General features: G+C 36.1%; 10 protein-coding genes and 1 pseudogene. 5 read left to right on the forward strand and 6 right to left on the reverse strand.

What is annotated here, in order from left to right:
• From ACFFHT_RS00005 to fabB, 6 genes and pseudogenes are all read right to left on the reverse strand, one after another.
• Nucleotides 1–560, reverse strand: a pseudogene (locus ACFFHT_RS00005) (VENN motif pre-toxin domain-containing protein); the annotation flags it as partial.
• Nucleotides 561–578: 18 nt separating this feature from the next.
• The gene (locus tag ACFFHT_RS00010) at nt 579–974 is read right to left on the reverse strand and encodes a hypothetical protein (RefSeq protein WP_382372271.1); all 396 of its coding nucleotides are present in this window, start codon (nt 972–974) and stop codon (nt 579–581) included.
• Nucleotides 974–1,249, reverse strand: coding sequence for a hypothetical protein (locus ACFFHT_RS00015; RefSeq protein ID WP_382372273.1), 276 nt, complete (start codon nt 1,247–1,249; stop codon nt 974–976). Before ACFFHT_RS00015 ends, ACFFHT_RS00010 begins: the two co-directional genes overlap by 1 nt.
• Nucleotides 1,250–1,573: 324 nt before the next feature.
• Nucleotides 1,574–2,302, reverse strand: a complete 729-nt coding sequence (gene moeB, locus ACFFHT_RS00020) for a molybdopterin-synthase adenylyltransferase MoeB (RefSeq protein WP_382372275.1) — start codon at nt 2,300–2,302, stop codon at nt 1,574–1,576.
• 2 nt (nt 2,303–2,304) lie between these two features.
• Nucleotides 2,305–3,534: a molybdopterin molybdotransferase MoeA gene (gene moeA / locus ACFFHT_RS00025; protein ID WP_382372277.1), complete on the reverse strand. Its 1,230-nt coding sequence runs from the start codon at nt 3,532–3,534 to the stop codon at nt 2,305–2,307.
• Nucleotides 3,535–3,676: 142 nt separating this feature from the next.
• Nucleotides 3,677–4,897 carry a beta-ketoacyl-ACP synthase I gene (gene fabB, locus ACFFHT_RS00030; protein ID WP_382372279.1) on the reverse strand — a complete coding sequence of 407 codons (1,221 nt, stop codon included), beginning with the start codon at nt 4,895–4,897 and terminating at the stop codon, nt 3,677–3,679.
• 312 nt (nt 4,898–5,209) lie between these two features.
• Between fabB and mnmC the strand changes: the two genes are divergently transcribed.
• From mnmC to ACFFHT_RS00055, 5 genes are all read left to right on the forward strand, one after another.
• Nucleotides 5,210–7,249, forward strand: a complete 2,040-nt coding sequence (gene mnmC, locus ACFFHT_RS00035) for a bifunctional tRNA (5-methylaminomethyl-2-thiouridine)(34)-methyltransferase MnmC2/FAD-dependent 5-carboxymethylaminomethyl-2-thiouridine(34) oxidoreductase MnmC1 (protein WP_382372501.1) — start codon at nt 5,210–5,212, stop codon at nt 7,247–7,249.
• On the forward strand, nt 7,250–8,077 hold the full coding sequence (folP, locus tag ACFFHT_RS00040) for a dihydropteroate synthase (protein ID WP_382372281.1): 828 nt from the start codon (nt 7,250–7,252) through the stop codon (nt 8,075–8,077). It begins immediately after the preceding gene.
• A gap of 58 nt (nt 8,078–8,135) precedes the next feature.
• The gene (gene glmM, locus ACFFHT_RS00045) at nt 8,136–9,470 is read left to right on the forward strand and encodes a phosphoglucosamine mutase (RefSeq protein ID WP_382372283.1); all 1,335 of its coding nucleotides are present in this window, start codon (nt 8,136–8,138) and stop codon (nt 9,468–9,470) included.
• Between the two features lie 74 nt (nt 9,471–9,544).
• On the forward strand, nt 9,545–10,288 hold the full coding sequence (locus ACFFHT_RS00050; RefSeq protein WP_382372285.1) for an OmpA family protein: 744 nt from the start codon (nt 9,545–9,547) through the stop codon (nt 10,286–10,288).
• Nucleotides 10,289–10,470: 182 nt separating this feature from the next.
• The gene (locus ACFFHT_RS00055; protein WP_382372287.1) at nt 10,471–11,586 is read left to right on the forward strand and encodes an LPS O-antigen chain length determinant protein WzzB; all 1,116 of its coding nucleotides are present in this window, start codon (nt 10,471–10,473) and stop codon (nt 11,584–11,586) included.
• Nucleotide 11,587 lies beyond the last annotated feature (1 nt).

Raw genomic sequence — 11,587 nt, forward strand, 5'->3', positions numbered from 1 at the left:
TGACGCGTTTTCAGGTCAGCAATCTCGGTTTTATCAACTTGTTCGTTTGCTGTTGTGGTATCGCGAGAAAGGGTAGTCGGAATATCGCCTTGTTGCGTGGTAAGCTGAATATTGCTACCTACCGCACTGTGTGTAGTGCTGCTGTCTTGTTTATTGATATTTCCTAAGGCACTTAAGCCTGTTGCTAAGCCATTAACAATATTTTGCGTTGGGTCAGTAGAAAGCCCACCGCCGATAGATTCCACTTTGGCTTCACTGTGATTCTCAATATTTTCTGAGGTTAAGCTGCCTGTGGTAAAGTGGTTTTTCTCTTGGCTTGCTTGACTATCAACAATAGCTCCTTTTAAGTGTGTATTACCTGCTACATTGACAGTTAACCCTGCTTCACCTGCGTGTAACCCGCTTTGCGTTTCAACTTGTGCATAATTGAGTTTACCTTGATTGAGGCTGCCATTGACAGACGCATAAGAGCCACTGCCTATCACCGATACGCCAGCACTTATCCCACCTTGTGATTGTTTACTATCATACTGTTGGCTATCTTGGCGGCTTTCGATCATAATAGAGAAAATTACCTATCAATTTCGATATTTCATATTTTCCATACAAATTCTAGTATTATCACCATCTTGGGCTAAGCACCATTTCAAAGGTGGTCTAAAATACAGTCCTGAATTATAAAGACACTGAAAAAGATATCTTTGATGTAATTTTATAGCCTCTTTAAAGATTTTATATTCATCTTTATTTTCATACACTTTTTCCCAAGAAGAATTACCTTTATCAAATATCTTTTTTTGATTTGAATCTAATATGCTATAAGCCATATCGTCACAATCATTCCATATTTTTTCTTTTTTCACGTCACTTATGTTTTCAGGAGCATACCAGAATTTAAAAGATGATGGAGAACCATTTGCCAGATAACAACCAGATAATAGTAATAAGGAAAATAATAATATAATTTTTTTCATTATTCTTTCCCCTCTTTACTATTTAAGATAACTTTATTATTAAATTCCATTTTCTCTATTTTAGGTCCAATTTTTCCCCATATTCTTTTTTGATATGCCTCAATTTCGTTTATTTTTTCAATATCTACCTTTCTTTCCCTATTAGTACTTAAAAAGCGTATTGACTCCTTATCACGATAATATGCTTTTGTATGATGCCCAGTAATCAAATCCCATAATGGAATCCCTGTACTATTACTTCCTGTTGTATCAAAATAAGAAATTTTTCTTGACATAATTATTACTTTTGTAATCCACCAGACTAACATTACTAATAACTTTTGGAAGATTTTCTCTTTATTTTCTGTTTATGTAAAGTCTGCTTTTGTTTTTTTAGATTATTTGTTCAAATATTTCTCTATAATGAAATTAATATTTTATTTATTTATTTTTGTGTGAGGGGATTTTAAATTTATAATAAATTCAATGAATTATTGATTATTATTGTTATGAATACAATTAAATTTAAATGGACTGAGTTCTGTTCGATACAGAATTCAGTCCTTAAAATAGTAGTCCAACTTTTTTTAGCAGATCAATGAAAAATGGCATTATTTTTATCAATGATGTGGCAAATTAATGGTGCGAATTTGCATATTTAAACCGTCAATCATTAATAAACGGCCACATAATGATGTACCAATATTTAATAATACTTTGATTGCTTCTAATGCTTGGATTGAACCAACAACACCTACAATAGGGGAAAGTACACCTGCTTCCACGCAACTTAAAACATTTTCACCAAATAATTGGCTTAAATCACGATAAGTTGGTGTATTTGGTTGATAAGTGAAGACACTGACTTGTCCTTCCATACGAATTGCAGCACCAGATATCAGCGGTTTTTTCTGCTGTTCACAGAGGAGATCCAGTTGATTTCTGGTTTCAACATTATCTGTGCAGTCTAAAACCAGATCATAATGCGTTATCAGGTCAGATAATTCTTGGTTATTTAATTGTGCATTAATGGTATTAATTTGAATGAGTGGATTTAACTCAGATAACGTTTGTTTTGCTGAGTCAACTTTGGCTAATCCAATTCGGGTATCATTATGCAGTACTTGACGTTGCAAATTAGAGAGCGCAACAGTATCAAAATCAACCAGCATTAATTCACCAATACCTGCAGCAGCGAGATATTGTGAGGCTGCACAGCCTAAACCACCTAGCCCAATGATTAAGACTTTACTGCCTTTTAGACGTTCTTGACCATCAAAATCAATTGATTTCATAATGATTTGACGGTTATAACGTAGCGTTTCGTGATCAGTAAGTTCAATTTGCATAATTAATCAAGTAAGAAATTAAATGGTTCAATGGTTACGGTTTCGCCAGCAGTGACATTGCCACGATCCTTTTCTAACACAATAAAACAGTTACTTTGCACGAAAGAACTGAACATATGTGAACCTTGGAAACGTACTGGAACGACTTCAATTTGCCCTTGTTCATTGACAGAGTAATGACCACGTTGGAAGTCTAAACGACCTGCACTTTTTTTTAGGTTTGTCGCAGCTATTGCCTTGAATTGTTGAGGTGCTTGGTATTGACTAAAACCACTTAATTTTGCAATAGCTGGTTGTACTAATTGATAGAAAGTAACAAAGGCCGAAACGGGATTACCAGGCAAACCACAAAACCACGCATTGGTTAATTTTCCAAATGCAAAAGGTTTACCAGGTTTCATCAATAATTTCCAAAAGTTGATTGTGCCTAAACGCTCAATCACAGTTTTAGTAAAATCCGCTTCACCAACAGATACTCCACCACTGGTAATGACTAAATCGGCTTGTTTTTCTGCTGCACTAAAAGCTTTTTCAAATTCGGCTTCGTTATCAGGCAAAATACCGTAATCTAATACTTCACAATTTAAACGTTGTAGCATTAATTTCACGGCAAAACGATTAGTGTCATAGATTTGTCCAGCTTGTAATGGCTGACCAACAGGGACAAGTTCATCACCAGTAGAAATAATAGCAACTTTTAAACGAGGAAAGACTTCGACTTTTTCAATTCCTAAGGAAGCTAATAGAGGTAGTGAAGCAGAAGTTAATTTTGAGCCTTTGCTTAAAACAATCTCACCTATTTTGACATCATCACCAACGCGCCGTACATTTTCGCCTAATTTTGGTATTGCGTGGAAAGAAACAGAACCATCTGTATTCATTTGAACTTTTTCTTGCATAACAACCGCATCAGTACCAGCGGGAACCATTGCACCTGTCATTATTCTAATTACACTATTTGCAGGCCATTCACCTTGAAATGGCTGTCCAGCAAAGGCTTTACCCGCAACCATTAATGGTTTACCTGAGGATAAATCTGCTAAACGGACAGCATATCCATCCATTGCAGAGTTATCAAATGCAGGAACATTGATTGGCGAGATAATATCTGTTGCACAAATACGATGATCGGCTTCAGTAAGAGGAAGTATTTCATTTGGTCGATTAATTGAAGTCGGAAGTTGTTCTAAGAGTTGTTGACGAGCTTGTTCAAAAGTTAATAAATCTGCCATAACATTACCTTAATTAAAAAATATTGTGCAGAATTTTAACTCAATTAGGGAAAGGGATTAAATACTAAATAGGGAGAGTTTTTGTTTTTATAAAAAATCCCTTCGACTAGGAAGGGATTTTATAGATAACTTCAATTAGAGATTATTGCTCAAAACGTTTAAAGACTAATGTTGCGTTCGTTCCACCAAAACCAAAACTATTAGACATTACAGTTTGTAGGTTTGCATTACGGCGTGTTTCAGTAACAATATTACAGCCTTCAGCACGTTCATCTAACGTTTCAATATTAATACTTGGTGCAATAAAGTCATTTTCTAACATTAATAAGGTGTAGATTGCTTCATGTACACCAGCCGCACCTAAAGAGTGTCCAGTCATTGATTTTGTAGATGAAATCGCTGGCATATTTTCAGAGAATACGTCTTTAATTGCTTCTAACTCTTTTACGTCACCAACAGGGGTTGAAGTACCATGAACATTGAGGTAATCAATCGGCGTATCTACTGTTGCTAGCGCTTGTTTCATACAACGGATTGCGCCTTCACCACTTGGTGCAACCATATCATAACCGTCAGAAGTAGCACCATAACCTACGATTTCCGCATAAATTTTTGCACCACGAGCTAATGCGTGTTCAAGTTCTTCAACCACTACAATACCACCACCGCCAGCGATCACGAATCCGTCACGATTAGCATCATAAGCACGAGAGGCTTTTTCAGGGGTATCGTTATATTTGGTTGATACTGCACCCATCGCATCAAATTCACAGGCACATTCCCAAGATAACTCTTCTGCACCGCCAGCAAAAATAATATCTTGTTTACCAAGTTGAATTAATTCAACAGCATGACCGATACAATGAGCAGAAGTCGCACATGCAGAACTAATACTGTAGTTTACGCCTTTGATTTTAAATGGCGTTGCTAAACAAGCAGAAACACTAGATGCCATAGTGCGTGTTACTGCATAAGGACCAATGGCTTTTACACCACGAGGAGTACGCATAGCATCAGCTGCAACAATTTGATTGTGTGCAGAACCAGTACCCGCACCAACAACTAAGCCTGTTCTTTCATTAGAAACCATCTCTTCGGTTAACCCAGCATCTTCAATCGCTTCTTTCATTGAAAGGTAAGCATAAGCTGCAGCATCACCCATAAAACGGATAACTTTACGATCGATATGTTCACTTGGTGTCATTTTAATTGTACCAGCGACATGAGAACGCATACCCATTTCGACAAATTCTGGCATCGTAGTAATGCCTGATTTTCCCTCTAATAATGACGCTAATACTTCTTCTTTATTATTTCCGATACTAGAAATAACACCAAAACCAGTAATCACAGCTCTTTTCATTCGTAGTCCTTATGTAACTTGAGTGGATTTAAATAAATTTAAAAATTGTCGGTCTTTATACTAGGAATTTCGCAGAATACAAGCAATTTTTTACACAACCAATAACAGATAAGACCATTTATCCTGTTTTCACTTGTTGCATAAATAAAAATGATAGTTAGCTTACATCTTAAATAACTAGCGGTATTGAGTAAGATGGTTACTACTTTACAGAGGTGTTTTGTAACCGCTTAGGATATTTAGGTGAAATTCGGTGATGATTATAATATCATTACCCACCTTTGATAAAGTTATCTATTACATTCTATGTCTATGCAAAAAGTATCGTTTGCAGAAGTTTCCTTTCAAGCGAGTACGCCAATTTCCAGTCAGTTTGAGGATATTTATTTTTCACCAGAAGATGGTTTAGCAGAAAGTATCTATGTATTTCAACAGGGTAACAATCTATGGGAACGTTGGCAAAAGCACTCTCAAGAGTATTTTGTGATAGCGGAAACAGGGTTTGGAACAGGATTGAATTTTTTTGCGGTAAGTGCTTTATTCGCTCAATTTCGCCAAACTTTTCCACAAGCAACATTAAAACGACTCTTTTTTATTAGCTTTGAAAAATATCCTTTAACGTCTACAAGTTTGGAACAAGCGTATGCTGTTTATCCACAATTTCAATCTGCGGTGCAGCAGTTATTAAAACATTGGCAATTACCTATTGCAGGTTGTTATCGTTACCACTTTTCATCTGCCATAACATTAGATTTATGGTTTGGTGAGTTAGCTGATAATTTGCCGCAGTTAGGTGATTATTACAATGAGCAGATTGATGCTTGGTTTTTAGATGGATTCGCACCAAGTAAAAATCCAAGTATGTGGACGGATGTTTTATTTCAACAGATGTTTCGTTTAACCACAATAAATGGCACATTTGCTACGTTTACAGCAGCAAGTATTGTGCGTAAAGGATTATTAGCCGCTGGTTTTGAGGTACAAAAACGCAAAGGGTTTGGTAAAAAAAGAGAATGTTTAGTTGGACAAAAGATTGCCGTAAGTTCTCAACCTTTAATTACTCCTTGGTATTTACCACAAGCAGCAAATAACCCTAAAGAAGTTGCGATTATTGGTGGCGGTATTGCGAGTGTTTGTTTAGCTTATGCATTATGGCAGAGAGGAAGCGAAGTCACGATTTATTGTGAAGATGAAGCATTAGCGTTAAATGCGTCAGGAAATAAGCAAGGGGCATTTTATCCACAATTAAGTGATGACGATGAACGTCATTGTCGTTTTTATACTCACGCATTTGCTTATGGGCAGCAGTTTTTACATCAGATTACTCAACAGATTGATTTTGAACACCAATGGTGTGATGTATTGCTATGTGGCTATCAGCCATCAGTGAATCAGAAGTTAAAAAAAATTGCCGATAGAGGTTTCCCTGATACGTTGTTCCAATTACAAACAGCCGAACAATTAACGGAACGGGCGGGACTGAAAATAAGCTGTGATGGTGCTGTCATTTTTGGTGGTGCGTGGTTGAATCCACGTCAATTTGTACAAAATCTTGCTGCCTTTTTACAGCAACAAGGGGTAAAAATTTATCAGCAAACAGCCATTCAATCTCTTAGTTATCAAGATCAGTTATGGCATTTAGTCAGTACTGAACAGCAATATCGTCATCACTCAGTGGTGATTGCGAATGGACATAAATTACCGCAATTTAGTCAAACACAAGAATTACCAACTTATTCTGTGCGTGGGCAAGTGAGTCAAATTTCGACAACGGAAAGGTTACAACAGTTAAAAGCAATTTTGTGTTATGACGGCTATTTAACACCAGTGGATTCGGAAAAACGCTTTCATTGTCTTGGTGCTAGTCATATTCGTAATTGTGAACAACGTCACTTTAGTGAACAAGAACAACAAGAAAATCAACAGAAAATACAACAAAATCTTGCACCAGCAGATTGGCTTGAAGATATTGATACAAGTAGTAATTTAGCCAGAGTTGGTGTGCGTTGTAGTGTACGAGATCGCTTACCAATTTGCGGTAATGTAGGTGACTTTAGTCAACAAACTGCAGATTACCATAATTTATTTAATTTACGCCGCCGTCGTCAAACAATAGCACCAGCCGCACATTATCCTAATCTTTATCTTTTAGGCGCATTAGGTTCTAGAGGCCTCACTTCGGCACCATTGTTAGCTGAAACATTAGCTTCATTGATTTATGGCGAACCTTTGCCATTAAGTGCTGATATTTTAGCTGAGTTACAGCCGAATCGATTTTGGGTGCGTAAATGGTTAAAGGGTACACCAGTACCAAGTAGAGTAGTAACAAAGACAACAAAAAGTGAATTATAGATGAAAATATATAGTAAACATCAACGAGAATTAGATCTCTCTCAACCACAAGTAATGGGTATTTTGAATGTTACGCCAGATTCTTTTTCTGATAGTGGCAAGTTCTTAGCATTAGATAATGCGTTGTATCATGCAGAACAGATGATTCAACAAGGAGCGAGCATTATTGATATTGGTGGTGAATCAACTCGTCCAATGGCAGATGAAGTCACAGTAGAACAAGAACTAGCTCGAGTAGTACCTGTAGTGGAAGCATTACGACAACGTTTTGATTGTTGGATTTCAGTCGATACCTCGAAAGCAATGGTGATGCGTGAAGCAGCTAAAGTGGGAATGGATTTAATTAATGATATTCGTGCATTAAGTGAAGAAGGAGCATTAACTGCAGCAGTAGAGTTAGATCTTCCAGTTTGTTTAATGCATATGCAGGGACAACCTCGCACTATGCAACAAAATCCAGTCTATCAAGATGTAGTATCAGAAGTATTGGATTGGCTGTTACAACGTGCAGCAGTTTGTGAGCAGGCTGGTATTAGACGTGAGAATGTGATTCTAGATGTAGGATTTGGTTTTGGTAAAACACTGGAACATAATTACCTGTTATTGAATCAATTAGAGCGTTTTGTCGCGACAGATTATCCGATCTTAATTGGTTTATCTCGTAAATCGATGATTGGAAATGTGTTAAATAAACCAGTTGATCAGCGAATGATTGGTAGTGTGGCAGGGGCATTAATTGCAGTAATGAAAGGTGCACAAATCGTACGAGTGCATGATGTGGCAGCAACAGTTGATGCATTAAAAATTTGGCAAGCAACAGTGAATTAAAATTGTAGTAGAATAGCAACCAATTTGTGTTCGATAGACAATAAAAAAGGAATAGATTATGGCAGAACGTAAATATTTTGGTACTGATGGTGTGCGTGGGCGAGTAGGTAATTATCCGATTACGCCAGAATTTGCTTTAAAGTTAGGTTGGGCAGCAGGAAAAGTATTAGCAACGCAAGGATCGCGTAAAGTATTAATTGGTAAAGATACGCGTATTTCGGGTTATATGTTGGAATCTGCATTGGAAGCAGGTTTGGCGGCAGCTGGATTATCAGCAGCTTTTGTTGGTCCAATGCCAACCCCAGCGATCGCTTATTTAACTCGTACGTTTCGTGCTGAGGCTGGGATTGTGATTTCTGCTTCACACAATCCTTATTATGATAATGGGATCAAATTCTTTTCGGCACATGGCACAAAATTACCAGATGAAGTTGAATTAGCGATTGAAGCGTTACTAGAACAACCAATGACCTGTGTGGAATCTGCTGATTTAGGTAAAGCGAGTCGTATTAATGATGCAGCAGGACGTTATATTGAATTTTGTAAAAGTACATTCCCTGTGCATTTGAGCCTAGAAGGATTAAAAATAGTTGTCGATTGTGCAAATGGCGCAACCTACCATATTGCACCGAATGTGATGCGTGAACTAGGAGCAACTGTCATTGAAATTGGTACAAAACCAGATGGAATGAATATCAATGAGCGTTGTGGAGCAACTGATGTACGAGCTTTACAGGAAGTTGTTGTGCAAAGTAAGGCTGATGTTGGTTTAGCATATGATGGTGACGGCGATCGTATTATGATGGTCGATCATCTTGGTAATAAAGTTGATGGTGACCAAATTCTCTTTATTATTGCTCGAGAAGCATTACGTTCAGGAAAATTATCTGGCGGTGTCGTTGGGACATTAATGAGTAATATGAGTTTAGAACTTGCATTAAAAATGTTGGGAATTCCTTTTGTACGAGCGAAAGTTGGTGATCGTTATGTATTGGAACAAATGCAAGAACGTGGCTGGAAATTAGGTGGTGAAAATTCAGGTCATATTATTATTGCAGATAAAAATACGACAGGAGATGGCATTATTGCTTCACTACAAGTGTTAGCAGCAATGGTGACGCACGGTTTATCTTTAAATGAGTTAGCCAGTGCAGTACAACTATTCCCACAAGTTTTAATTAATGTGCGTTTTGATGGTGGTGCGAATCCACTTGAGAGTGATGCTGTAAAACAAGTTGCTGCAGATGTGGAAAAAAGATTGCATGGTAAAGGGCGTGTCTTATTACGAAAATCTGGTACTGAACCATTAATTCGAGTAATGGTAGAGTGTGAGGATGAGGTATTAGCCAAAAGCTGTGCAGAAGAAATTGCAGAAATTGTAAAGAAAAGTTAGTTTTAATTGATGAAATTAGAAAAAAATTTCACTATAATTATTAACTTTATAGGCGAAAAATATAAGGGTAAACAATGAAATTAAAAAGTTTGTTACTTCCAGTGACATTATCTGTGATGTTAGCCGCTTGTGGCAATCTGAGTAATGTCAATAAAGATGGCACAGCAGATAAGCTAGTATGGCCAAAAGTAGAAAGTAGTACTTTTAATTCTAATGGGTCTCAAAAGGGAATTTGGCCAAATTGGGATAATGTACATCAAATTTCAAAAGGGATGAATAAAGACCAAATTATGGCTCTTATTGGACGTCCTCATTTTAATGAAGGAATGTTTGATGTGCGTGAATGGGATTATGTCTTTAACTTACGCCAAAATGGCAAACATAAAGTTTGTCAATTTAAAGTTCTTTTCGATAAAAATATGGATGCACAATCTTTCTATTGGCTACCAGAGAATTGTGGCAGCCATGAAGAATACCAACTTTCCAGCGATTTTTTATTTGATTTAAATTCGGCTGATTTAAAGGCAGAGAGCCGTGAGGTGATTGGTGATCTAGTAAAAAAGTTAGCTAAAGACAAGCAAATTACAGTGACTGGTTATACCGATCGTTTAGGTTCAGATAGCTATAATTTAGCTTTGTCAAAAAAGAGAGCTGAAACAGTAAAAAAGTATATGGTTGAGTTAGGTGTAGAAGCAAATCGCATTAATGCGATTGGTTTAGGAAAAGCTGATCCAATTATGGCTTGTGATGCAGTAAGTGGTAAAGCATTAGTTAGCTGTTTAGCACCTAACCGTCGTGTAGTTATTGCAACTGATTAATTGTGTGTTCTTATCTAAACAAAAGGGCTATTTGACAGCCCTTTTGTTTTAACTTCATTTCTTTTTTATCTTCTCAAGTGTAAAATATGCCACTTCAACTCTAAACGCATAAAGCAAGTTTCAACAATGGGTAATAATCAATTGCTTGCTGTTTTTGTGAATGAAATAAGGAATTTTAGTTTATGGCATCAGTAAATAATTCTTATCCAGAACAAGCAGAGATGTTTAATTTAGCGACACTTTTTCAATATTACTGGAAGAAAAAATGGTGGATTATTTTATCAACTATTATTTTTACTGGTGCAGCTTATTTTTATGCCAATTCAATAAAACCTGAATGGAGTACTTCGGCAGAAGCGATTCCAGCTAATCCTAGTGCTATTGAAAAAATACTCGATTTAAATCAACGCTATGCATTAATTAGTGGTGAGAATTTTGATGTTAATGGTGTAAATGCGGCACTTTTTAATCAATTTGTGACAAATACAGCTATTTACGATGTTCGTAAAAATTATTTTTTAGAATCAGACTTATATAAAAACTTAAGTAGTAAACAAGCTGATGTACAGCAAAAATCTGCTTTAGAAAAACTGATTAAGAATATTACCGTTGTGACACCAGATATGAATAAAAAGGGGAATAATATTACCGTTATTACTGCTGAAAATAAGGCATTAGCGGATATTCCGTCAGTAAAATTAAGCTTTGTTGGCGATGATCTTCAATTATTACAAAAAACATTAGATGGGTTTATACAGTTTACGAATAAGATTACTTATCAACAGGCAATAGCTGATTTCTTGATTAAGGTAAAACAAAAAATTACTGCATTAAAATATCAACAAAAGCAGATTGAAGAACAATTACTATTAGAGAAACAATCTCAAATTCAATATTTACAAGCCGCCTTAGCCACAGCACAGCTCGCAGGAAATAATTCTCAAGATAACAATTTACGTTTAAATATTGATCTTAATGAAAAAAATATAAATTTATCAAATCCATATCTCTATTTATTGGGTAGTCAAAATTTGGCTGCACAGTTGGATGGATTAAAGCAACAAAAATTTATTTATCCTGCTTCTTATTATGCAGCTAAGCAAAAAATTGTTGATTTAGCGAATTTAGTTAATGATGCAGAAGCATTAAAAATTGATACTTTCCAATATAAAACTTCTCCAACTTATCCATATAAAGTAAAACCACAAAAAGCCTTAATTTGGGCTATTGGATTTTTATTTGGTTTAATCTTTTCTTGTATGGTTCTATTATTTATTTTGGTACTAAAGAAAAAATAAT

The sequence above is a fragment of the Gallibacterium melopsittaci genome, from assembly GCF_042433085.1.
GTDB classification, from domain to species: Bacteria; Pseudomonadota; Gammaproteobacteria; order Enterobacterales; family Pasteurellaceae; genus Gallibacterium; species Gallibacterium melopsittaci.

Bases quoted from the DNA above. Each gene is read 5' to 3' on its own strand.
- fabB (WP_382372279.1), bottom strand. From the start codon at position 4,897: ATGAAAAGAGCTGTGATTACTGGTTTTGGTGTTATTTCTAGTATCGGA.
- ACFFHT_RS00050 (WP_382372285.1), top strand. From the start codon at position 9,545: ATGAAATTAAAAAGTTTGTTACTTCCAGTGACATTATCTGTGATGTTA.
- moeA (WP_382372277.1), bottom strand. From the start codon at position 3,534: ATGGCAGATTTATTAACTTTTGAACAAGCTCGTCAACAACTCTTAGAA.
- moeB (WP_382372275.1), bottom strand. From the start codon at position 2,302: ATGCAAATTGAACTTACTGATCACGAAACGCTACGTTATAACCGTCAA.
- glmM (WP_382372283.1), top strand. From the start codon at position 8,136: ATGGCAGAACGTAAATATTTTGGTACTGATGGTGTGCGTGGGCGAGTA.
- ACFFHT_RS00055 (WP_382372287.1), top strand. From the start codon at position 10,471: ATGGCATCAGTAAATAATTCTTATCCAGAACAAGCAGAGATGTTTAAT.
- folP (WP_382372281.1), top strand. From the start codon at position 7,250: ATGAAAATATATAGTAAACATCAACGAGAATTAGATCTCTCTCAACCA.
- ACFFHT_RS00015 (WP_382372273.1), bottom strand. From the start codon at position 1,249: ATGTCAAGAAAAATTTCTTATTTTGATACAACAGGAAGTAATAGTACA.
- mnmC (WP_382372501.1), top strand. From the start codon at position 5,210: ATGCAAAAAGTATCGTTTGCAGAAGTTTCCTTTCAAGCGAGTACGCCA.
- ACFFHT_RS00010 (WP_382372271.1), bottom strand. From the start codon at position 974: ATGAAAAAAATTATATTATTATTTTCCTTATTACTATTATCTGGTTGT.